Consider the following 23,080-nt stretch of genomic DNA (forward strand, 5'->3'; position numbering starts at 1 on the left):
CCATCTGCTCTGTCTCCAGAAAACAGGTGGGGAATTTTTAATGACCTTCAGGGGGGATTATTGGACGACCGATAACAGCTGTCGTGATCATCGGCCGGGGCGTCGGCATCGTGGCCCATGCGGGCACCCTCGCATGAATGGGGAAAGCACCCATCATGGTCGATCCGACTGCGCCACGGGCGACGTGGTGAATGAAATTGTCTCTGTGGGAAATACGCCTAGCTGAGTATCAGCAGACGCGCCTGCGCGTATCAATCCCCAAACACCTCGTCCAGCGTTTCGGCATCGAGGATGTTCAGCGCCCAGGTCTCGAGTTGCGCAGCGCTCGCCGAGCGGATGCGTGCGGTTGTCGTGTCGGGGATTGTTCCGAACCGGCGGGCCAATTGTCGCAGCAGCAGATCCGCCTGGCCTTCGACGCGTCCCTCGATGCGTCCCTCGGCGCGCCCCCTCCTCAAACCAACCCGCTCAGGTGTCGTGATATATGTCATTGCATGCTCCTGTTCCAGGGCCTCCAATGCCCGCATATAGTCCGGTTCCAGCGCCTCGGGCAGGGCGATCATCCAGTCGACCAGCCTGACCAGGGCGTCGATGTCGTCCCTGGCATATCCGTAGCCGGCCAGACGGCGCATCAGGTCCACCTTGGGGTCCAGCCTTGCCGCCTTGCGGCGAAACCGCAAGGCGGTCAACTGCGCCATCACGACCACGGCAAAGGGATTTGCCGGGGCCAAGGCCTCGAGTTCGTCCCAGCGATTCAGCCATTGTGCCATGTGCACCACGGGAAAGGTGAATCGCACCCCCTGGCCTAGGAACTCGTCGCGGTGGACCAGGTGCGAGGCACCGCCACGGCTGGCGGTGAGGATGCCCAGGCTGTAGATGGGCTGTGCCGGGCTGGATCCGTAACGGTCCTCGAGGCGGTAGCGGTATTGATACATGCGCCGCGCAAAGAGGCGCCTGGCCTTTGGGCCGGCGCCGCCGCCCTGAACCTCGACATGGATCAGCAGCCTTGCCAACCCGCCATCGCGGCGGCGCACGAGGACGAGCTTGTCGGTGTAGAGGCGACCGGGCGCTTTGCCTGAGCTGCCGTCCGGTTCCCCGGTTGGGTCAGTCGATTCCAGTGGAAACCGCCGCCCGCGCCCGGCGATGACCTGCAGTTCCTTATCCAGGAACTCCGGCGGGTGCGTCCAATCGATGATTGCATGCAGGTCTGGTGCGAGCAGGGCCAGGCACTGGGGCAGGAAAACCTCCAAGGCCTCTTTCCAGGGACTATCGTGGTCGTCGGCCGGGGCGTCGGCATCCTGGGCCATGGGGGCAACCTCGCATGAATGGGGGAGTGCCGATCATGGTGGAGGCCGCGATCCAGAAGGTGCTCAAGTGAACCGAATGATCACTGTGAGAAATACGGCTGGATCTCCAACTCAATCCCCGAACACCTCGTCCAGGGTCGTGGCATCGACGAAATTCAGCGCCCAGGTCTCGAGCTGCGCGGCGGTTGCCGAGCGGATGCGTGCGGTTGTCGTGTCGGGGATTGTTCCGAACCGGCGGGCCAATTGTCGCAGCAGCAACTCAGCCTGGCCTTCGACGCGTCCCTCGATGCGCCCTTCGACGCGTCCCTCGGCACGCCCGCGCCTCAAGCCAACCCGCTCAGGTGTCGTGATGTATGTCATTGCATGCTCCTGTTCCAGGGCCTCCAATGCCCGCATATAGTCCGGTTCCAGCGCCTCGGGCAGTGCGATCATCCAGTCGACCAGCCTGACCAGGGCATCGATGTCGCCCCTGGCATATCCGTAGCCGGCCAGGCGGCGCATCAGGTCGACCTTGGGGTCCAGTCGCGCGGCCTTGCGGCGGAACCGCAGGGCGGTCAACTGCGCCATCATGACCACGGCAAACGGATTCGATGGGGCGATGGCCTCAAGTTCATCCCAGCGCCTGAGCCATTGTGCCATGTGGACCACGGGAAAGGTGAACCGCACGCCTTGGCCGAGGAACTCGTCGCGATGAACCAGGTGCGAGGCACCGCCACGGCTGGCGGTGAGGATGCCCAGGCTGTAGATGGGCTGTGCCGGGCTGGATCCGTAACGGTCCTCGAGGCGGTAGCGGTATTGATACATGCGCCGCGCAAAGAGGCGCCTGGCCTTGGGGCCCGCACCGCCGCTCTGGACCTCGATTGTCCAAAAACTGCGGCGGCCGCGACCAGTCGATGGCGGCGTGCAGGTCCGGGACGAACAGGGCCAGGCACTGGGCCAGGAAGACCTCCAACGCGTCCTTCCACGGACTGTCGTGATCGTCGGCCGGGGCGTCGGCATCCTGGGCCATGGGGGCAGCCTCGAATAAATGGGGGAGTGCCCATCATGGCGGAGGCCGCGATCCAGAAGGTGCTCAAGTGAACCGAATGATCACTGTGAGAAATACGGTTGGATTTCCAACTCAATCGCTGAACACCTCGTCCAGCGTTTCGGCATCGACGAAATTCAACGCCCAGGTCTCGAGTTGCGCAGCGGTCGCCGAGCGGATGCGTGCGGTTGTCGCGTCGGGGATTGCACCGAACCGGCGGGCCAATTGTTGCAGCAGCAACTCAGCCTGGCCTTCGACGCGTCCCTCGGCGCGCCCCCTCCTCAAACCAACCCGCTCAGGTGTCGTGATGTATGTCATTGCATGCTCCTGTTCCAGGGCTTCCAATGCCCGCATGTAGTCCGGTTCCAGCGCCTCGGGCAGTGCGATCATCCAGTCGACCAGCCTGACCAGGGCGTCGATGTCGTCCCTGGCATATCCGTAGCCGGCCAGACGGCGCATCAGATCCACCTTGGGGTCCAGCCGCGCGGCCTTGCGGCGGAACCGCAGAGCGGTCAGCTGGGCCATCACGATCACCGCAAACGGGTTCACTGGCGCCAGGGACTCAAGGGTATCCCAATGCTTCAGCCATTGTGCCATGTGCACCACGGGAAAGGTGAATCGCACACCCTGTCCGAGGAACTCGTTGCTGTGGATCAAGTGCGAGGGGCCGCCACGGCTGGCGGTGAGGATGCCCAGGCTGTAGATGGCGCGACTACCGGATTCGCCGTTGTGGACGGTGTGATTGAAGGATCCGCCGTAGCGGTCCTCAAGCCGGTACCGATACCGATACATGCAGGGCCAGACACTGGGGCAGGAAAACCTCCAACGCGTCTTTCCACGGACTATCGTGGTCGTCGGCCGGGGCGTCGGCATCCTGGGCCATGGGGGCAACCTCGCATGAATGGGGGAATGCCCATCATGGCGGAGGCCGCGATCCAGAAGGTGCTCAAGTGAATCGAATGATCACTGTGGGAAATACGATTGGATGACCGTTGAATGTGAGCAGATCGAATTGATGGGACCCGCACCGCCGGCAAGCCCGTTTTCGCGCGCTCACCCGCCTGCAGTATGGCAGCCCGGGCATCACTCCATGCTTCGGGGTGACCAACATCATGGGTTCGGATTGCCCATGCGGCTCTACGATCATCCCGTCGTCACGGTGCGGCGATCAGCGCTCTTGCAGCCGTCCCGTGACGTACTTGTGCAGCACGCTGGCGATCAGGGTTTGGTAAGGAACGCCCTCTTCGAGCGCCTTGATCTGGATGTCGTTCAGATCACCGGAAGACAGGCGGATGTTCACCCGCTTGTCTTTGAGGGCGGTGGCGCGGGCCGCCGCACGGATACGGGCCAGCTCGCTCTTGCTGGCGACCGAACGCAGTTCGCCCGCCTCATAGGCATTGAGCAGATCGGTTTCAAAAGCGTCAGTCTTGGGCATCATGGTCACCTTGATTCAGATAATCCCGTGTGGCTTTGCGGCTTGGGATGATCGTTTTGAGAAAGAAATAGGCGTCTTCTTCCACGTAGGGGACGAGATAGGCATAACCGTCGTGGCTGACAACCAGGATTTGCTGCCTGGGGTACTTGGTCGCGTTGGGGTGCGTCAGGATGTCCAGCAGCCCTCCGGACTCGATGGCAACCACAATGGTTTCAAACGTGAGGCCACGTTGCGCCTTGAGCAAGCAGCCTTTCTCTGGCTGGATTTCCAACTCAATCCCCAAACACCCCGTCCAGCGTTTCAGCATCGAGAATGTTCAGCGCCCAGGTTTCGAGCTGCGCGGCGGTCGCCGAGCGGATGCGTGCGGTTGCGGTATCGGGGATTGTTCCGAACCGGCGGGCCAATTGTCGCAGCAGCAACTCAGCCTGGCCTTCGACGCGTCCCTCGATGCGCCCCTCGACGCGCCCTTCGACACGTCCCTCGGCACGCCCCCGCCTCAATCCAACCCGCTCAGGTGTCGTGATGTATGTCATTGCATGCTCCTGTTCCAGGGCTTCCAATGCCCGCATGTAGTCCGGTTCCAGCGCCTCGGGCAGTGCGATCATCCAGTCGACCAGCCTGACCAGGGCGTCGATGTCGTCCCTGGCATATCCGTAGCCGGCCAGACGGCGCATCAGATCCACCTTGGGGTCCAGCCGCGCGGCCTTGCGGCGAAACTGCAGCGCGGTCAACTGCGCCATGACGAGCACGGCAAAGGGGTTCGCCGGCGCCAAGGCCTCAAGTTCCTCCCAGCGATTCAGCCATTGTGCCATGTGCACCACGGGAAAGGTGAACCGCACGCCTTGGCCGAGGAACTCGTCGCGATGAATCAGGTGTGAATCGCCGCCACGGCTGGCGGTGAGGATGCCGAGGCTGTAGATGGGCTGTGCCGGGCTGGAGCCGTAACGATCCTCAAGGCGGTAGCGGTACTGGAACATGCGCCGGGCAAAGAGAGCCCTGGCCTTGGAGCCGGCGCCGCCGCCCTGGACCTCGACATGGATCAGCAGCCTCGCCGACCCGCCATCGCGGCGTCGCACGAGGATGAGCTTGTCGGTATAGAGGCGGCCGGGGGCCTTGCCTGGGCCGTTGCCTGAGCAGTCGTCCGGTCCCCCGGATGAGTCAGTCGATCCCGGCAGGACCCGCCGCTCGCGTCCGACAATGGCCTGCAGTTCCTTATCCAAAAACTGCGGCGGCTGCGACCAGTCGACGATTGCATGCAGGTCCGATCCGATCCCTGTCCGGTGGCGGCCGCTGTGCCCACATGAGAGCATAAAACCATCAGAGGCCCTCGGAATCCCATGGCAAAACCCCGCGTGCTGGGTTAGCATGTTCACCTTTGAACACCTAACATCCTGAAACACCCCTGCGCATGCCGACCGCGACACGGCAGGGCGGTAGCGTGCCCAAGACGCCTCTATAACCCCTGAACAGCAAGCCTTTGTTTACCTGTAGGTAAAATTTAGTGTATCTTAAACACTTGGCAGACCTGTCCGACGGACCGACTTCCTGTTGGAGGGCATATGCCATTTGCGATGAGGACGGCCAATGCGACTTGGACGAGGAAATCGCCCAGTTGCTTGCCGATGCGACTGCTGCCCGTGCCATGCGCAGCCTCTTGGCATTGCTGGAAAGCTGCCTTGCCGAACCTGAGGGACCGCAGCTCTACATAGGAACATTGGTGTGCCATGAAGCAGTCGCTGGCGCTCAAATCTATGAATTCATCAAAGGACCATTGAGGTTGTACTGGTTCTACGGGGCGGATAGGCGCGTCATCATCATTCCTGGAATTTATCGCAAGAAGCAACAGACCACGCCTAGAAAGATCGAACGGATGCTACGGAAGGCAAAGCAAGACTACCTGGCGGCACATGGTCAAGGCACCCTTAACTACTGATATGGTGGATCCGGACGTCAATGAATACCGGGTCATATGGAGGCTGCTATGGCAGAATTTTCGCAATCCATGAAGGAAGCAAAACAACACAATGATTACTGGGAATTCAAGGCTCGGCATCGGTTTGCGCTGCAACTGCTGAGGGTTCTGAAATCCCAAGAGATCAGTCAGTCAGAATTCGCCCAGCGTGCAGGGGTTTCGGCGGGCTACGTGTCACGCGTCCTGAGCGGGGGCGAGAACTTGTCCATCAGGACGCTTGTGAAGCTCTGCCGTGCGCTCGACTTGACGCTGGACATCCAGACCAATCCGCAAGCGCCCGTATTCCAGCGAAAGCATGTGGAGGATCAGGATTGGAGCTTGCTGGAACAGGCCTTGCGTAGGAAGCATGGCTCCCCACAGATTAACCTGATGAGGCCCGAATCGGCGGTTAATGAGCATGCCTATGTCATTGATTTTGACGCACAGGAATCCGCTGTGGAAGTAGCGTAATCATGCGCCTGAGCAATGTTCAAACCAAGTCGATCGTATTTGCCGGACTGGATATTCAACCGATTGCAGGCGAGGGGATTGATGCCTCGAATTTTGATTGGGGCGATGTTTCGATAGGGATCCATACAAATCACCAGAAGCGCGATGGAAACACACATTTCCTGTACCTGCGTTTCATCGTTGAAAACGAAGAAGGCAAGACCGCACCCTATACCATGGACGTCCAAGCCATGGGCTTGTTTGAATTCATAGGAACGGATACCCCAGAGAAAGTCACGGATCTAGTCGTCGTCAACGGATTGTCCATTCTCTACGGTGCCATTCGGGAAATGACCACTGTCGTCACCTCACGGATGCCACACGGGGCCATTTGCCTGCCGGGCGCGAATTTCCTGGATCATCGGCCATCGATCGACCAATCGGCGGGCGCATCCAAGGCATCTGTGCCGTCGAAAAAAGCTGGGCAGCGCCGCGCTACTGCGAAGAAGAGCAAATAGCCCCTGCCTTTTCATTGCGCTCCTTCGTGCCGACTTTCCTAAATGCTTTCATCTATGCCGGCACCAACACGGCAGGGCGGTAGCGTGCCCAAGACCCCTCTATGACCCCTGAACAGCAAGCCCGTTTCCGCGTGCTCAAGACCCTGGAGGAGCATCCCGACTATAGCCAGCGAGAGCTGGCCGCTGCCATCGGCCTGAGCCTGGGGCGCACGAATTATGTGCTGCGCGCCCTGATGGAAAAGGGGTTGGTGAAGATGGGGAAGTTTTTGCGGTCGGATCAGAAGTTGGTGAAGACAGCGTACCTATTGACGCCTGAGGGTGTGAAGGAGCGGATGCGCCTGACCCAGGGCTATATCGAGCGCAAGCAGACTGAATACGAATTGCTTAAGGCGGAGCTAGAGGCCCTCCGTGCCGAAATACCAAATGCATCTCAGCAGCCACGTCGTTAAGTCCGAACACCTAACCAGAGCCTACTACTCAATAATATGAAGAACTTCGCCCTGATCGGCGCGGGCGGCTATATCGCACCGCGCCATATGAAAGCCATCAAGGACACCGGCAATCGCCTGGTGGCCGCCCTGGACCCGAACGATTCCGTAGGCATCATCGACAGCCATTTCCCGGATGCGGAGTTCTTCACCGAGTTCGAACGATTCGACCGGCATATCGACAAAATGCGCCGGTCGGAAAAATCGGACAACATCGACTATGTGTCGATCTGCTCGCCCAATTACCTGCACGATTCACACATGCGCTTTGCGCTGCGCTCGGATGCCGATGCGATCTGTGAAAAGCCCCTGGTGCTGAACCCCTGGAACATCGACGGCCTGCAGGACATCGAACGCGACACGGGTCGCAAGGTCAACACCATCCTGCAACTGCGCGTGCATCCGGCCATCGTCGCCCTGCGCGACAAGGTCCGCGCGCAGGCCAAGGACACCAAGCACGAGGTCGACCTGACCTATATCACCTCGCGTGGGCACTGGTACCTGCAGTCCTGGAAGGGAAATCTGAAAAAGTCCGGCGGTATTGCCACCAACATCGGTGTGCACTTTTTTGACATGCTGCACTATATCTTTGGCGACCTGCAGGACAATATCGTGCACCACAGCGAGGACACCAAGGCGGCCGGCTATCTGGAATATACCCATGCCCGTGTCCGCTGGTTTCTGTCGGTGGATTACCAGGACGTGCCGCAGGCGCAGCGCGAACAGGGCCAGCGCACCTATCGATCGATCACCGTGGACGGCGAGGAAATCGAATTTTCCGGCGGCTTTACCGACCTGCACACGCGCAGCTACGAGGAAATCCTGGCGGGCCGTGGGTTTGGCCTGGAGGAAAACCGCGTGGCCATCCAGACCGTGTCGACGATTCGCAATGCGCCCATCGCACCGCTGACGGGCGACTACCATCCCTTCCTGAAAAAATGAGCCATTATCAGCACGAGACCGCCATCGTCGACGCGGGCGCCCAGATCGGCGAGGGCAGCCGCATCTGGCATTTCGTCCACGTCTGCGGCGGGGCACGCATCGGTGCCGGCGTGTCCCTGGGCCAGAATGTCTTCGTCGGCAACAAGGTCGTGATCGGCGACCATTGCAAGATCCAGAACAACGTGTCCGTCTACGACAACGTGACCCTGGAGGAGGGCGTGTTCTGCGGTCCCAGCATGGTGTTCACCAACGTCTACAATCCGCGCTCGCTGATCGAGCGCAAGGACGAGTACCGCAACACCCTGGTGCAGAAAGGCGCGACGTTGGGCGCGAACTGCACCATCGTGTGCGGCGTGACTATTGGCGAGTACGCATTCATTGGCGCCGGGGCCGTCGTCAACAAGGACGTCAAGCCCTACGCACTGATGGTGGGGGTGCCGGCCCGGCAGATCGGGTGGATGAGCGAGCATGGCGAGCAGTTGGATTTACCGCTCTCGGGTGAGGGCGAAACTATTTGCACCCATACCGGCGCCACCTATCGTTTGACGAGTGGTCGCTGTGCGCGTTTTGTCTTCCCGGCGAAGTGATGACTCTGCAGAAACCCGCCTTGAGCGGGAAAGCAGGCTGTCTGCAAACGCGCAACGGGGTAAGAAAGTATGCGTAGCTTGCTGCCCGCCAGTGCGTATGCCCGCAACGTGCTCACGCTGATGACGGGCACGACGCTGGCACAGGCCTTACCGATTGCCATTAGCCCCATCCTGACACGGTTGTACAGCCCTGAAGATTTTGGTCGCTTTGCGTTGTATATGGCTGTCGCCATGATGGCCAGTGTGGTGGTTACGGGACGCTATGAATTGGCCATCCTCCTGCCGCGCCAGGACAGGGACGCACTGCACATTACAGCCTTGGCGATGGTGCTAAGTATTGCCATCAGTACTGTGCTGCTGATCATCATCCTGTTTTTTGCCGACTCTATTGCTACTTTACTAGGCGATGCAGCGCTAGCTCCGTGGTTATACTGGGTGCCTGCATCCACACTGTTGCTGGGACTTTATCAAAGCTTGAATTACTTGAGCAATCGCAAGGCGCAGTACAAGCGCTTGGCTATCAGCCGTACGGTGCAAAGCAGCAGCATTGCCCTGGCGCAACTGAGCAGCGGTTATGCGGGCAGCGGTGCTGTGGGTCTGATGGGTGGTCAGCTCACCGGGCAGGTGCTGGCTACAGCAGTGCTGGCCCGCTTGATTTGGCGAGAGGAGCATCGGCTGATCCGTGTCTTGCGTCCCTCGCGTAGCCTGGCGTTAGCTCGGAAATACATCAACTTTCCTAAGTATTTGATAGTGGCGCATGGCTTCAACACGGCTTCTGGCCAGATGCCGGTGCTACTGCTCAGCGCTTTATTCAGCACTACGGCAGCGGGATTTTTCACGCTGACTCAGCGGGTCATGGCGGCTCCGATGGCATTGATTGCTAATGCCCTGGGCGACGTTTTTCGACAAGAAGCCAGCCAGGCCTACATACACCAAGGCGAATGCAGAGAAATATATCAAAAAACATTCAAGCGTCTGTTGCTTATTTCAGCAGCGCCGTTTGCCGTATTCTTTTTTTTGGCGCCCACCTTATTTTCGTGGGTGTTTGGTGAACAGTGGCGCGTGGCTGGGGAGTATGCACAAATCTTGACACCTATGGCGTTCCTGCAGTTCATTACCAGCCCTTTGAGTTCGATGTTCATGATTGCAGAAAAACAGCGGTTGGATCTGTTATGGCAAATTCTTCTTCTGTCTTTAGTGGTTTCTTCATTTGTACTCGGCAATATTCTGGCCAGTGCAAAGGGCGCACTGATGATCTTCTCGGCCGCGTATTGCGTTGCCTATGCCATTAATGGCCTTATGACCTATGGGTTTGCCAAAAAACACCCCCGGAACGGGTAAGATGAGAATTATCCTGATTACGCAAGGGATTTCAAGAGTGGTGATGCCGCTATTGAGCTCCGGGCATGAAGTGATTGGTATTTTGGAGTCGATGCCAAGAGGGTTTGACGCATCAAAGAAGAAACCGAGATTGCTTGGCTTGTTGAAGAAAATATACAACCTTGCGAGGAAGGAAGATGTCTTCCTTCCCGATTTTTGCAGAAATAGGGGGATTCCATACAACTTCCTTTGGAAAGGCAATTCGGAGAGTGTCGCAAGGTGGCTTCGTTCCCTCAAGCCGGATTTGATTGTCGTCTTCAGCATGTCTCAGTTGCTGCGGGAAGAAATCTTGGAGATTCCAAGATTGGGTGTTATCAATCTTCATCCTTCTTTTCTGCCAGAATACCGAGGTCCAAACCCTGATTTCTGGCAGTATCACAATATGGAAATGCATCCCGGCGTAACGGTTCATTATGTGGATGCCGGAGAGGATACCGGAGACATCATTTATCAGGAAAGAATGCTCATTCCTCTGGGAACTAAATCACCCGATCGCCTCAATAAGCTGATTGGTGATTTGGGCGTGCCCCTGATGTTGAAGGCGCTTGATGCGATCGCGCAGGGACACGCCCCGCGTGTATCACAGCCTGCTCGGAGTCCGACAAAGCGGGCCCGCAATTTGAAAACAGAGGAATATGGGCGGCTCATTGATTGGGAACGCTGGCCGATTGAACAGATATGGCATGTCTTGCGCGGAACGGAGTTATGGTTAGATGCGGTTCCACCACCTGCCGGGTTATTTGCGGGCCAGCGTTGGTCAATCAAAAATTATGAGAAGACAAGCTCATCGATAGGGCCTACAGGAACGATTGGACGTCATAAGAAAAGAAGGTGCATTTTCGTTAGAGAGGGAGTGATTTATATCGGTATTGATTTTGATTTCAAGAGATCGATTCTGAGGTTTTTTCAATAATGAATAATCAGGAAGAAAAATCGATCAGTCGCATCAATAAATACCGTGCGCTTTGTGTCAAAGAGCCCTCAATCCCCCTTTTTAGTCAAGCCTGGTGGCTGGATGCCACAGCGGGTGAAAACGCCTGGGATGTCGCCTTGGTAGAGAAAGGCGGTGCCGTCGTTGCCGCCATGCCGTATGTATCGCGCAAGCGTTATGGTTTCACGCTCATTGGGCAGACAGCCTTAACCCAAACACTCGGTCCCTGGCTGCGTGAAACAGGAGGGAAGTCTGCCACCCGGCTGGCGCAGCATAAGGATTGGATGCGAGAGCTGATTGACCAGCTTCCCTCCTTTCACCATTTCAGTCAAAACTGGAACTGGATGAACGACAATTGGCTCCCGTTCTACTGGGCTGGTTTCACGCAAACCACCCGCTATACCTATATATTGCATGATTTAAAGGACGAGGATGCTTTGTGGCGTGGATTGCGAGAGAATATTCGTAGTGATATAAAAAAGGCAACTAGAAAATTTAATCTGTGTGTGCGAAGTGATCTCCCCATAGAGGATTTTCTAAAGCTCAACCGCATGACGTTCGCTCGTCAAAGTATGGCCTTGCCATATAGCGAGGCCTTCGTGAAACGGCTGGATCGGGTTTGCGCGGAACGACAAGCTCGCAAGATTTTTATTGCTAAGGATGAGCAAGATCGCTGCCATGCTGGTGTGTATATCATCTGGGACAACAACAGTGCCTATTACCTCATGGGAGGGGGCGATCCAGAGCTGCGCAACAGTGGGGCCACCAGTCTGTGCATGTGGGAAGCCATCAAGTTTGCTGCAACGGTGACCAAGCGCTTTGACTTCGAAGGTTCGATGATCGAGCCGGTGGAACGATTTTTCAGAGCCTTTGGTGCACAGCAAACTCCTTACTTCACCGTCAGCAAGACACCCTCGCGCATCCTTAAGACGGCTTTGTTTCTGCGTAGCTTGAAAGGAGAGCAGTAATGGCGAGCCCGACCTGGCACACCTCGAAGGCACTTGCCTGGATGCAAACGTTGTTGCGTGAGCGCTTTGGGCATAAGTTTGATCTGCTGGTGCAACCAGACGAGCGTCATATCGCCCTACGCTTACCGGGACATGCGCGATGCATCACATTGGCGCTTGACGGCGTAACCTTCACTCGCATGGATTCTGATCTGCCCTGTGCGCTATGGGATGCAAGCGCAGAAGGTTGGGCTGCGGCATTACAAGAGCCGCTGCCAGCGCCCGGGGTCGAATCGCTACCTATGCCGCTGATAGCGAAAGCAGCAGAAGGTTGGCATTTGGACTACGACATCCTCGGCCTCGCCTATTGGATGCTGACACGCCAAGAGGAAGTGGGGCGAACTGATTTGGACGCGCATGGGCGTTTCCCTTCAAAATCTTCGCATGCATTGCGGTTTAATTACTTAATGCGTCCTATCGTAGATGAGTGGTTAGATATACTAAAGAAGGTTATCGTAAGGACATGGTCTAATATCGAATTATGCAGACCGCAGTTCTCTATGAGTGTTTCTCATGACGTTGATTATATATCAAGGTATAGCGGCCACGATTTTGGAGTAGTTGCTCGATCTGCTGTGGTGGATCTAATTAAAAGAAGAGATGTGAGATCAATATCTAGCCCTTGGATTTGGTTGACGAGTCAAAAGAAGCTGCATAACTTAGATCCATACAATACCTTTGATTGGATCATGGATCAATCTGAGTATCATGGACTAACTAGTGCGTTTTATTTTATTTGTAATTATCAGAGGGGGGGCGCATATGCTCCGAATTATAGGATAGACCACAGCATCACTCGCAACCTAATGGCGAAAATATATCATCGTCAGCATGAGATTGGTTTGCATCCGAGCTATGGTTCTTATCTAAATCCGCTACAAATAAAAAAAGAAACAGAAACTCTAAGGACTATTTGCATCCAGGAGAGTATTAAACAACCGGAATTCGGGGGGCGTATGCATTTTTTACAGTGGCGTGTGCCCGATACTCTGCTCGCTTGGGAGTATGCTGGTTTAGCGTATGACGGAACCTTAGCATACGCTGATCACCCGGGATTTAGAGCCGGTACCTGTCATGAATATCCAGCTTTCGATCCGGTGCTTAAAAGGCCTCTTGATTTGAGAATTCGCCCTCTTATAGTAATGGAGGTAGCAGTTATGGGGCGTGGTGGGTTATGGTTGAAAAATCCAGAAGATGCCCTTAATTGCATGATAGGGCTGAAAAAAAAATGTAAATCTGCTGGAGGGTGTTTTAGTTTACTGTGGCATAATACAAGTTTGATTAACGAAACGCAAAAATATATATATAAAAACATATTGAAAAATTAAGGCTATAGAATCTTCTTTGCTGATAAACAGCGGTGGTTTCTGGTTAATTGCTAAGAAGAGGCTGGAGAGTCATGCTTGGTATCGACTTTCGGGATTTTTCTGATGATGTAGATATAGAAATTCATAGTTAGGGCGCCTACCCTTGAGGCGCAGAAACAGGTGAAGATCTAAAAAGCTGATCTATTTTTAAATAATTATTTTGAATTATTAAAATATGGTTGATTAAAACGTCGATACTAAACCCAAAAATATCTTATTTAGGCAATCCTTAAAGTTAAGAATATGCTGTCATAAGATTGTCAAAGCTCTAAAAGCTTTGTTTATATCAATGCATTTGAAAATATTTTGTGATGCATAAGAAGAAGATTCTGCACATCTGCGTTTCAGCCCACTTCACGGAAGGGTTATTATATCAAGATAATATGCTTGCTATTTGCCATAGACTGGATGGGCATGAAGTTATTGTAATTAGTGATTGTCAAAAGTATGAAGACGGATGTCTCGTCGAAACTCCAGAAGAAGATATTGTTTTAAGTGACGGAGTCAGATTAATAAGAATATCATTCGCTAATGTAATAAATAGAAAGATAACTAATAAAATTCGTTATTCCGAGAAACTAAAAAAAATAATAATTAATGAGCGGCCGGATATAATTCTGCATCATGGTATCTCGGGGTTTTCTTTATTGTCTTTGCGAGCGTATAAAAAATTTAACAGTAATTGCAAAATATATTTGGATACACATAAAGATTTTAATAACTCTCCCGGTGGTTTCCTTTCTACGCACATACTTCACGGGTTTTTTAATAAAATATTATTAAAGTCAATAGCTCCTTTCGTGGAAAAGATATTGTGTGTGTCATTAGAATGCCAGGAATTCACTAAAGAGGTTTATGGTGTTCGGGATGATAAAACCGAGCTATATCCACTTGGGGGATTGATTGTTTCTCACCATGATAAATTGCACTATAGAGAAGTGATAAGGGAGCGACACGGCATTGGACCAGATGAGTTGGTTGTATGTCATTCCGGCAAACTCTCAAAAGATAAGCGCACCCTGGAGTTGATTACGGCTCTGGGACGCCTAAAGGGGAAAAGAATCAAATTAATAATATTAGGTAGCATTTCCGATGATTATAAAGATGAGATCATGAAACCTATTTCTGAAGATAAAAGAATAATTTACTTGGAGTGGGTTAGTGGGGGTGATCTTATTAAATATCTTTCTGCAGCCGACCTGTATCTCCAGCCCGGCACTCAATCAGCCACCATGCAAGCTGCTTTATGCTCTGGAACCCCGGTCGCTATATATCCCTATAAGAGCCATATAAGATACTTAGAGTTTAAAAGCGGGTTTTTTGTTGAAAATATTGAAGATATTATGAAGGTTTTGAGCTTTTCTTATGATAATCGTAACATATTAGAGGAAATGAGTAGAAACGCATATGCATGTGCTGAAGCACTGTTGGATTATAGGAGGCTGGCGCGTCGTGTATATTCGTAACGCTAAGCAGTAGTGTTGGATCGAATCGTCATGGATATTTGGGGGGAAATTATGATTGGTATGGGTTATGGTTTTTTTTACGTAACTTTTAAGGATAGGAAATATTTTCAAATCGAAGAAAGTACCGCCAGAGGATAGTGGAAGAGTTCTTCTGGGGGGGGGGCTGCTTACTCTATTGTTATAAAGAGCTAATTTGACATAGCCAAGAAACATATATTATATATTTACATATAAGTAAGTACAATAAAATGATTAGGAATGAAGCAGCGTTATCTTATTCTCCTCCCTCGCGACGTGGAGTCGTTTCCAGTGTTTTGACGGCATTCGTATGCATGTCGTTTATATCTTTTCTTTCCGGTGCTCTGCCTTCGTTGGAGTATTTTAAGTACCTGCCGCTGGCTGCAAGCGCTCCTACGGTAGCAAGCGTGATTTTCCTTAGGAGAAAAATTTATCTTGATAGAAGGATAGGTGTCGGTTGGGCCTTTCTAGTCCTAACGATCTTTGCCGCAATTAGTCTGGCGACCAATCCAAATTATCAAACATTTGTTGATTTCTGCATATATCTATCTATTTGTTTTTTTTCTATTTCGGCAGCTTACTCTAGTATAAATATCTATTTGGTTTTTCGAGTGCTTGTTATATTTTCCCTAGCAAGGACTTTGTTGGTTATTTATCAGCATGAGCTTGGAGGGTGGTTTTCCTTTGGTCAGCTTTTAATAGGATCAAATTCATATTTTGAATCTGGCATTCAGGCATTCTCTTTTGGTTTGTTCTGTATATTTTTTCTACTTAGGAAAAAATATACATATGTACTATTTTGCTTACTCTTTTGTTTATTGTCCTCTAAAAGATCTGTGTTCTTTGGACTGCTTGTCGTGTTTCTGGTGTATGTTTCTCCTGAGCACCTAAAGAAGATCATCTTTAATAGGATCTTCTTTTTGCTATTAAACTTACTCTGGATAGGGTTTTCGTTTTTTTTAGTGTCTGGTTATTTCGATCAATTGGCCATCGAATACATGGGAGTCAGTGCTAGTCACCTCACCCAAGGGCGTAGCACTTTTAATGCGATTGCTCTCGAGAAGCAGAATGCATTTAACTTTATTTCCTTTCAAGAGGGATTCATATCTGCTGCCCTTGGTGATGCGATTCATGGGTATCATGGCGCCGATAAGATACTGCTGCATAATGACATACTTCGTATGTATCTTGAGCTCGGGTCTGTTGGTTTACTAATGTTTTTCTTCGCACTTATACCTAGCGCAAAATCTTTTTCGAGCAAGAGGCATAGGGACGAATTTTTTTTAGTGCTCATCTATATAAACTTGTTGCTGTTCTTCGACAATATTCTTTTGTATGTACATTGTTGGTATATAACAATTATCATCTTCAGGACCATGCCTTGGGGAAGAGGTGGAAATATATGACGTTTATGCATGTTGACTTATACAATATTGGTGCGCAGCCGACTATCTGATAATTAATGTGCTTGCATGATTGTCCAAATATTTTTTTTGAGAGCGAAATTTGGAATTTTTTCACGACGATAGATAAGGTTTTTTAAACTTTCATCTATTCGTTTTTATGATATCGTACGTCGATTGTAATTATAAAATTCTTACATTGATTTGTGTGAGCTAGTTCATGCTGAGAGTTCTCGTGTTGCATAACACATATAGATTTCGTGGTGGCGAGGATGTGGTTGTTCAGAATGAGTTGGACTTGTTAATTAGAAAAGGGCATATTGTTAAGTGTCATATTCTGTCCAATCAACGGATTTCTACCTTTTGGTATAAGGCTCTTGTCGCTATTGGAGCGTTATTTTCCTTCTCTAGTTATCTGTCGGTTAAGAAAATTATAGATGAATTTTCACCCGATATAGTGCACGTCCATAATTTTTTCCCTATGCTGTCTCCCTCAATATTTTACGCCTGCCGCTCAAAGAGAGTCCCTGTCGTGCTGACTCTTCATAATTATCGTATCCTGTGTCCCACTGGGTTGTTAATGCACGAGGGAAAGCCTAATGAGCGTAGTTTGGCGGAAGGTCCTTGGTGGGCATTACGGCACCGTGTCTATCAGCGATCATGGATCGGTACGTTTGTACTATGTCTAATGATCTCCTTGCATCACAAGCTAGGCACCTGGCGGCGATTAGTAGATGTCTTTGTTACTTTTACTAATTTTGGGCGAATCCGTTTCGAAGCTGGAGGGATTCCGGCAGATAGGATTATAGTTAAGCCCAATTTTGCTAATAGTGGCGTCCTGTCCGATGAAGCTGTTAGGAAAGGTATTCTGTATGTGGGACGTTTATCATCCGAAAAAGGCGTTGTGACTATGTTAGACGCAATGCGAGCGCCCAGCGGAGAGAGTCTGAGGTCCTCACTTGAGCTGATAGGTGATGGTCCTCTAGCAGGGCTGGTTACAGAAAGAGGTGTAAAGTGGCTTGGTCAACTGACGCCAGATGAGGTGCGTAGCCATATGCAAGCTGCTCAAGCTTTGCTTATACCTAGTATTTGTTATGAAGGTTTTCCAATGGTATTGGTAGAGGCCTATGCGTGCGGGCTTCCGGTAATTGCTAGTCGCATCGGGGCTCTGGCGGAACTGGTGGAAGATGGTGTTACAGGTTTACTGTTCGAGCCGGGAGATACGGAACAGCTCGCAAACAGTGTCTCTTGGGCTTTATGTCATCCGGATCAAATGCGGGTTATGGGTCAGTCAGCCCGCAAATATTACGAAGAAAATTACACTCCAGAGCGCAACTATGAGCGGCTCATGAGTATTTATCATTCCGCAATTGTCCATTGTAGAGCAACGATATAGGGAGCCAGTACTTGAATAGTGAAGTCAGGAGACGTATAAGAATAATTGGCGCGCCGATCGATGCCTTGGATTGGAGTGTTGTGGTCGAACGTATTAGTCGATGGGCTACAAAAGGCGAGAGCCGAGTTGTATGTATCTGTAATGCACATTCGGTTGTTACTAGCAAGAAGGATGAGAGGTTTCTAAGAATAATTTCTGAAGCGGATATGGCGACACCTGATGGAGCTCCAGTTGCGTGGATGATTCGTATGCTGGGCATGTTTAATCAGTCGCGCATTAACGGACCAGATTTGATGTGGCGATATTGTGCGTATGCGGAGAAAGTAGGGGAGAAGGTATATCTTTACGGAGCTAGTGAATCTACGCTTGAGAAACTCCAAGTAAACCTATTAAATAGTTTTCCCGCTTTAAAGATTGTCGGAGCCTATTCTCCACCATTCAGGGCGTTGAGCGTAGAGGAAGATAAGGCTATTGTGGACCATATCAATCGCTCGGGAGCTAGAGTGGTCTGGGTGGGCTTGGGATGTCCGAAGCAGGAGCAGTGGATGGCCGCGCATCGTGATTTTATTCAAGCCGTTATGATAGGTGTCGGTGCTGCATTTGATTATCATGCAGGTACGGTTTTGCGTGCCCCCCTTTGGATGCAACGCTATGGTTTAGAGTGGTTTTATCGCCTACTTAATGAACCCAGAAGGCTATGGCGCCGTTACTTAATAACCAATACGTTATTCATTTGGTATGCGGCGTGTCAGCTTTTATTTTCTCGTCGACGAGGTTCCTATTTGGAATAGCAGGATTTTTCTTAAGTTTATTATCTTGGGATATATGAGCGTGAAAAGGAAGGCATTAATCACCGGGATTACTGGGCAGGATGGCTCCTATCTCGCCGAGTTTTTGCTGTCCGCAGGCTATGAAGTTCACGGCATAAAGCGGCGAGCATCTTCGTTCAACACCCAGCGCATCGATCACATTTATCAGGATCCGCATGCTGATGATCAGCGCTTCATCCTGCACTATGGCGATCTAACCGATTCATCGAATCTAACGCGCATTCTGCAGCATGTGCAACCGGACGAGGTTTATAACCTTGGGGCTCAGTCGCACGTGGCGGTAAGCTTTGAATCCCCCGAGTACACGGCTGATGTCGATGCCATGGGCACGTTGCGGCTGCTCGAGGCGATCCGCTTCCTCGGCTTGGGCAAGCGCACGCGCTTTTATCAAGCCTCGACCTCTGAACTCTATGGCCTCGTGCAGGAAATCCCGCAGAAGGAAACCACGCCGTTCTATCCTCGCAGCCCCTACGCGGTAGCCAAGCTCTACGCCTACTGGATCACGGTCAACTACCGCGAGGCCTATGGGATGTACGCCTGCAACGGCATCCTGTTCAACCACGAGAGCCCCCGGCGCGGCGAAACCTTTGTCACGCGCAAGATCACCCGTGGCCTGGCGAACATTGCTCAGGGTCTGGAAAAATGCCTCTACATGGGCAACCTGAATGCCCTTCGCGATTGGGGCCATGCGAAGGACTACGTACGCATGCAGTGGCTGATGCTGCAGCAGGACGCACCCGAGGATTTCGTGATTGCCACCGGCGTACAGCATTCCGTGCGGGACTTTATTCGCTGGTCCGCTGAGGAACTGGGCATTACCCTGTCATTCCATGGTGAGGGCGTTGACGAGTTTGGTCGGATCGAGCGCATCGAGGGCGATAAGGCCCCGGCCTTGAAGGTCGGCGATGTCATCGTTCGGGTGGATCAACGCTACTTCCGTCCGGCCGAGGTCGAAACCCTGCTGGGCGATCCCACCAAGGCGCGCGAACGCCTGGGCTGGTCGCCCGAGATCACCGTGCGCCAGATGTGCACCGAGATGGTGGCCGAGGACCTGAAGGTCGCTCGTCGCAATGCCTTTCTGCGCGCCAATGGCCACGACGTGCTCGTGTCGCTGGAGGGCTGATCATCATGGGGCAACAGCGGGTATTCGTGGCCGGGCATCGCGGCATGGTGGGTTCGGCCATCGTGCGCAAATTACAGGGGCGAGGGGACGTCCAGGTGCTGACGGCGAATCGTGCCGATTGCGACCTGACCAGCCAGGCGCAGGTCGAGGCCTGGTTTGCCGAGCACCCGGTCGACCACGTGGTCCTGGCGGCGGCAAAGGTGGGCGGCATTCACGCCAACAACACCTATCCGGCCGAGTTCATTCACCAAAACCTGATGATCCAGACCAATGTGATTCATGCGGCTTGGCGCCACGGGGTGCGGCGCCTGCTGTTCCTGGGATCATCCTGCATCTACCCGCGTATGGCGGCGCAGCCCATGGCGGAGTCGGCCTTGCTGACAGGCGAGCTCGAATCCACGAACGAGCCCTATGCCATCGCCAAGATCGCTGGCATCAAGCTGTGCGAAAGTTACAATCGCCAGTATGGCTGTGATTTCCGCAGCGTCATGCCCACGAACCTGTATGGCCCAGGGGATAACTTTCACCCTGACAACAGCCACGTCATTCCAGCCTTGATGCGCCGCTTTCACGAGGCGGTGCAGAGCGGTGACGACGAGGTCACGATCTGGGGGTCGGGTAATCCGCGGCGCGAGTTCCTGCACGTCGATGACATGGCGGCCGCCTGCGTGCACGTGAAGGATTTGCCCGCCGAGGTCTACCAGGCCCACACCCAGCCCATGCTGTCGCACATCAACATCGGTACGGGCGAGGATTGCACGATCCGTGAATTGGCCGAGGCCATGGCCCGTGCCACGGGATTTACCGGTCGCCTGCGCTTTGATGCGACCAAGCCGGACGGCACGCCGCGCAAGCTGCTGGACGTCGGTCGCCTGCGCAACCTGGGTTGGCGAGCCCGCATTGGGTTGGAGGAGGGCCTGCGCGACACCTACCAGTGGTATATCCGCCATGTCGGCGATGCGAGGTCAAAATAATTCGCGTTTGGCAAGAATGGGAGGCGGTCGGTTTATTGCTCTGGCCTTGGCCTCGATCGAGGGGGGGGCTCATGGCAGGGTACCTTGAATTTAAAAGATCCATTTTTACTGTATATGTAATCTTATAACCTTGTTTTTTATCCCATTATTGAAATGCGGGGTATGACGGTGTTTATCGATCAGAAATAAATCTATGATTTCTAACGAGGAGTTTATGAATAGTTGGAACTTCCATGTTGGTTCGCACAATAGGCACTATGAAGGAGCCTACGGCGAGCAAGAGATCAGGTGGAGAGCGGTATGTGCTGAGGATAAAGCGGAAAATATAAAAAATGCTATTCTGAGTTCAGGTTCGATAATATCTTCCGTGCTTGAGGTGGGCTGCGGAACTGGGTCTGTCTTGGGCTCTGTTCGTCGTCGTGGGGTTGGGGTAAATCATGTTGGCATTGATGTTGCGGATCCGCATGCGCATGTGGATTCTAACTTAAATACAGAGAATATCATTCTGCAGGTCTACGATGGGGTAAAAATTCCGTACTCTAATTCTAGCTTTGATCTTGTCTTTGCAACGCACGTGTTGGAGCATGTTCAAGATGAAAGAGGGTTCTTGTTTGAGCTGAAAAGAGTATCACGTAAATATGTATATGTTGAAGTTCCGTGTGAAATTAATATAAGAACTTCGGTTCAGAGATTGCAAACCACTTTAAATATTGGACACATTAACGCATATACCCCTGAAACGTTTGCGCTAACTATAGAGACATCTGGCTTAAGGATTAAAGAGATTTTTATTAGAGATCATAGCTGGAAAATTCATAGCTTCTATGGAAGAAAGATTCCATCTTTTTTGAAAATGATGACTCGTCGCGCGGCGCTGAGTTTCAGTCCACGATTTGCAACAAAAATGTTTTGTTATCATGTGGGTGCGTTATGCGAATTAGAGCATTAACAGATGGCCACTGACCGTGGGTCGTGGTAGAGACTCACGGATAGAGGAATCATCCAGGGAATTCGCCGCTGCCATGATCAGGTTTTCCAGGGATCAGTTGATCGAGGCATCATCATGAGTACGCTATTTGTTGCTTGGCAGTCACCTAGCCCTTCTAGATTGTGGTTTCCTATCGGGCGCTTGGATGCGTCTGATCAGAGGGACCATTTTGAATTTGCTTATACAAAAGGGGCGCTCGAGGCATCCAGGGAATCTGGATTCAAGCCTCTCTTGGCTTTTCCGGATTTTAACAGGAAATATGAATCATCCGAGCTGTTTTCTTTATTCAAAAACAGAATCTTGAATCGCAATCGAGAGGACTTCTCGGATTATTTGCGGTGGTTGGACATCAGCAGGGATAATGTCGACCCCCATTGAAATTCTTGGGCTGACTGGCGGTGGGCGACAGACCGACAGTCTGGAAATCTTTCCCAAGGTCACAAGGCGGGATGATGGAACGGCGACCTATCGCTTCTTTTTGCATGGCATGCGATATGTTTCGGATGCGGCTAGGCGGCGGGTGGCAGAACTCGCCGATGGTGAGGAATTGCGCGTCGCCATCGAATTGAATAATCCGGCAACGCGCACGGCTGTTCAATTGCAATCCGTCGATGGTCATATGCTGGGGTGGGCGCCTCGCTACTTGGTGGCGGATCTTTGCCGCTCATTGATTCCAAATGCGGAAATAGTTGCCAATGTCCATCGGGTCAATCAGTTGGATGCGCCGTCCTCGATGAGGGTGCTGGTAAACTTGCAAGGCCGAATTCCGGACGATTTTATTCCTATGAGTTCTACGGAATATATGCTCAATATCTGATTGGGTGTTTGGCGGGGCTTTGTTCCTCCTCCTGGCTTTTATAAGGCTTGGAGGATGAGTGTGTTTGCGCCGCGTAAAATATGCAAGGTCATTTGATGATACAGCCGGTTATTCTTGCCGGCGGCTCCGGCACACGCCTGTGGCCGCTGTCGCGCGAGCACAAGCCCAAGCAGTTCCTGCCTCTGGCGGGCGACCAGTCCATGATGCAGCAGGCCCTGGGCCGGTTGGACGGCCTGCCGTGTCGCGCGCCGATGTTGATCTGCAACGAACAGCATCGCTTCCTCGCGGCGGAGCAGCTGCGCCAGCTGGGTGTCGAGGGTGCCCAGATCCTGCTGGAGCCGGTCGGCCGCAACACCGCACCGGCGATTGCCCTGGCGGCATTGCGGGCGCTGGATCAGGGCGAGGATCCCTTGCTGCTGGTCCTGGCGGCGGATCATGTGATCCAGGATGTTGGGGCCTTTCACCGGGCCGTGGGCCAGGCACAGGTCTTGGCGGCGCAGGGCAGGCTGGTGACCTTTGGCATCGTGCCCGATCGGCCCGAGACCGGCTATGGCTATATCGAACGCGGCGAACCGCTCGAGGACGGCTGGCAGGTTGGGCGCTTGTTATCGGTCGTCCAATAATCCCCCCTGAAGGTCATTAAAAATTCCCCACCTGTTTTCTGGAGACAGAGCAGAT

General features: G+C 52.6%; 26 protein-coding genes. 20 read left to right on the forward strand and 6 right to left on the reverse strand.

Translation table 11 applies throughout. The features are described from left to right. Positions 1–251: 251 nt before the first annotated feature. Positions 252–1,304, reverse strand: a complete 1,053-nt coding sequence (locus ABS761_RS16045) for a DUF4351 domain-containing protein (protein WP_350409367.1) — start codon at positions 1,302–1,304, stop codon at positions 252–254. A 111-nt stretch (positions 1,305–1,415) separates the two neighbouring features. Further along, a complete protein-coding gene (locus tag ABS761_RS16050; RefSeq protein ID WP_350409369.1) occupies positions 1,416–2,108 on the reverse strand; it encodes a DUF4351 domain-containing protein in 693 nt (230 codons plus the stop codon). Here ABS761_RS16050 and ABS761_RS16055 point away from each other — a divergent pair. Then, entirely contained in the window at positions 2,107–2,331 is a 225-nt protein-coding gene (locus tag ABS761_RS16055; RefSeq protein WP_350409370.1) for a hypothetical protein, read from the forward strand. The two genes, ABS761_RS16050 and ABS761_RS16055, sit on opposite strands and share 2 nt — an antisense overlap. Positions 2,332–2,424: 93 nt before the next feature. Here the strand turns inward: ABS761_RS16055 and ABS761_RS16060 are convergent, their stop codons facing one another. The 4 genes from ABS761_RS16060 to ABS761_RS16075 form a co-directional block, all read right to left on the reverse strand. Beyond that, positions 2,425–3,123 (reverse strand): DUF4351 domain-containing protein, encoded by a 699-nt coding sequence (locus tag ABS761_RS16060; protein ID WP_350409371.1) that lies wholly within the window; start codon positions 3,121–3,123, stop codon positions 2,425–2,427. 376 nt (positions 3,124–3,499) lie between these two features. Beyond that, the gene (locus tag ABS761_RS16065; RefSeq protein WP_350409372.1) at positions 3,500–3,769 is read right to left on the reverse strand and encodes a CopG family antitoxin; all 270 of its coding nucleotides are present in this window, start codon (positions 3,767–3,769) and stop codon (positions 3,500–3,502) included. Next, a complete protein-coding gene (locus ABS761_RS16070; RefSeq protein WP_350409374.1) occupies positions 3,753–4,073 on the reverse strand; it encodes a hypothetical protein in 321 nt (106 codons plus the stop codon). The genes ABS761_RS16065 and ABS761_RS16070 overlap by 17 nt, the downstream gene beginning before the upstream one ends. Continuing rightward, a complete protein-coding gene (locus ABS761_RS16075; RefSeq protein WP_350409375.1) occupies positions 4,039–5,076 on the reverse strand; it encodes a DUF4351 domain-containing protein in 1,038 nt (345 codons plus the stop codon). Before ABS761_RS16075 ends, ABS761_RS16070 begins: the two co-directional genes overlap by 35 nt. Positions 5,077–5,357: 281 nt before the next feature. Here ABS761_RS16075 and ABS761_RS16080 point away from each other — a divergent pair, with 281 nt between their 5' ends. From ABS761_RS16080 to ABS761_RS16170, 19 genes are all read left to right on the forward strand, one after another. Then, entirely contained in the window at positions 5,358–5,699 is a 342-nt protein-coding gene (locus ABS761_RS16080; RefSeq protein WP_269500256.1) for a hypothetical protein, read from the forward strand. A 48-nt stretch (positions 5,700–5,747) separates the two neighbouring features. Then, a complete protein-coding gene (locus ABS761_RS16085) occupies positions 5,748–6,188 on the forward strand; it encodes a helix-turn-helix domain-containing protein (RefSeq protein ID WP_350409377.1) in 441 nt (146 codons plus the stop codon). A 2-nt stretch (positions 6,189–6,190) separates the two neighbouring features. Beyond that, positions 6,191–6,685, forward strand: a complete 495-nt coding sequence (locus ABS761_RS16090; protein ID WP_350409378.1) for a hypothetical protein — start codon at positions 6,191–6,193, stop codon at positions 6,683–6,685. A 101-nt stretch (positions 6,686–6,786) separates the two neighbouring features. Then, positions 6,787–7,134, forward strand: a complete 348-nt coding sequence (locus ABS761_RS16095; protein ID WP_350409379.1) for a MarR family EPS-associated transcriptional regulator — start codon at positions 6,787–6,789, stop codon at positions 7,132–7,134. Positions 7,135–7,170: 36 nt separating this feature from the next. Beyond that, positions 7,171–8,115 carry a Gfo/Idh/MocA family oxidoreductase gene (locus ABS761_RS16100; RefSeq protein ID WP_350409380.1) on the forward strand — a complete coding sequence of 315 codons (945 nt, stop codon included), beginning with the start codon at positions 7,171–7,173 and terminating at the stop codon, positions 8,113–8,115. Beyond that, positions 8,112–8,702 carry a UDP-2-acetamido-3-amino-2,3-dideoxy-D-glucuronate N-acetyltransferase gene (gene wbpD / locus ABS761_RS16105; RefSeq protein WP_350409382.1) on the forward strand — a complete coding sequence of 197 codons (591 nt, stop codon included), beginning with the start codon at positions 8,112–8,114 and terminating at the stop codon, positions 8,700–8,702. The genes ABS761_RS16100 and wbpD overlap by 4 nt, the downstream gene beginning before the upstream one ends. A gap of 69 nt (positions 8,703–8,771) precedes the next feature. Next, a complete protein-coding gene (locus ABS761_RS16110) occupies positions 8,772–10,043 on the forward strand; it encodes a lipopolysaccharide biosynthesis protein (protein ID WP_350409383.1) in 1,272 nt (423 codons plus the stop codon). 1 nt (position 10,044) lies between these two features. Then, positions 10,045–10,995: a methionyl-tRNA formyltransferase gene (locus tag ABS761_RS16115; RefSeq protein ID WP_350409384.1), complete on the forward strand. Its 951-nt coding sequence runs from the start codon at positions 10,045–10,047 to the stop codon at positions 10,993–10,995. Further along, positions 10,995–11,981, forward strand: coding sequence for a GNAT family N-acetyltransferase (locus ABS761_RS16120; RefSeq protein ID WP_350409385.1), 987 nt, complete (start codon positions 10,995–10,997; stop codon positions 11,979–11,981). The genes ABS761_RS16115 and ABS761_RS16120 overlap by 1 nt, the downstream gene beginning before the upstream one ends. Continuing rightward, positions 11,981–13,348, forward strand: coding sequence for a polysaccharide deacetylase family protein (locus ABS761_RS16125; protein ID WP_350409387.1), 1,368 nt, complete (start codon positions 11,981–11,983; stop codon positions 13,346–13,348). The genes ABS761_RS16120 and ABS761_RS16125 overlap by 1 nt, the downstream gene beginning before the upstream one ends. 350 nt (positions 13,349–13,698) lie before the next feature. Further along, a complete protein-coding gene (locus ABS761_RS16130; protein WP_350409388.1) occupies positions 13,699–14,853 on the forward strand; it encodes a glycosyltransferase family 4 protein in 1,155 nt (384 codons plus the stop codon). 332 nt (positions 14,854–15,185) lie between these two features. Beyond that, positions 15,186–16,277: a hypothetical protein gene (locus tag ABS761_RS16135; RefSeq protein WP_350409389.1), complete on the forward strand. Its 1,092-nt coding sequence runs from the start codon at positions 15,186–15,188 to the stop codon at positions 16,275–16,277. Between the two features lie 217 nt (positions 16,278–16,494). Further along, positions 16,495–17,670: a glycosyltransferase family 4 protein gene (locus tag ABS761_RS16140; RefSeq protein WP_350409391.1), complete on the forward strand. Its 1,176-nt coding sequence runs from the start codon at positions 16,495–16,497 to the stop codon at positions 17,668–17,670. A gap of 11 nt (positions 17,671–17,681) precedes the next feature. Beyond that, positions 17,682–18,461 carry a WecB/TagA/CpsF family glycosyltransferase gene (locus ABS761_RS16145; RefSeq protein ID WP_350409393.1) on the forward strand — a complete coding sequence of 260 codons (780 nt, stop codon included), beginning with the start codon at positions 17,682–17,684 and terminating at the stop codon, positions 18,459–18,461. Between the two features lie 34 nt (positions 18,462–18,495). Next, the gene (gene gmd, locus ABS761_RS16150; RefSeq protein WP_350409394.1) at positions 18,496–19,623 is read left to right on the forward strand and encodes a GDP-mannose 4,6-dehydratase; all 1,128 of its coding nucleotides are present in this window, start codon (positions 18,496–18,498) and stop codon (positions 19,621–19,623) included. A 5-nt stretch (positions 19,624–19,628) separates the two neighbouring features. After that, positions 19,629–20,597 (forward strand): GDP-L-fucose synthase, encoded by a 969-nt coding sequence (gene fcl, locus ABS761_RS16155; RefSeq protein WP_350409396.1) that lies wholly within the window; start codon positions 19,629–19,631, stop codon positions 20,595–20,597. A gap of 214 nt (positions 20,598–20,811) precedes the next feature. After that, positions 20,812–21,546: a class I SAM-dependent methyltransferase gene (locus ABS761_RS16160; protein WP_350409397.1), complete on the forward strand. Its 735-nt coding sequence runs from the start codon at positions 20,812–20,814 to the stop codon at positions 21,544–21,546. Between the two features lie 400 nt (positions 21,547–21,946). Then, entirely contained in the window at positions 21,947–22,402 is a 456-nt protein-coding gene (locus ABS761_RS16165) for an HIRAN domain-containing protein (protein WP_350409399.1), read from the forward strand. A 95-nt stretch (positions 22,403–22,497) separates the two neighbouring features. After that, positions 22,498–23,025 (forward strand): sugar phosphate nucleotidyltransferase, encoded by a 528-nt coding sequence (locus ABS761_RS16170; RefSeq protein WP_350409400.1) that lies wholly within the window; start codon positions 22,498–22,500, stop codon positions 23,023–23,025. Positions 23,026–23,080: the final 55 nt, after the last annotated feature.

This window comes from Castellaniella sp. GW247-6E4 (assembly GCF_040276065.1).
Lineage (GTDB): Bacteria > Pseudomonadota > Gammaproteobacteria > Burkholderiales > Burkholderiaceae_B > Castellaniella.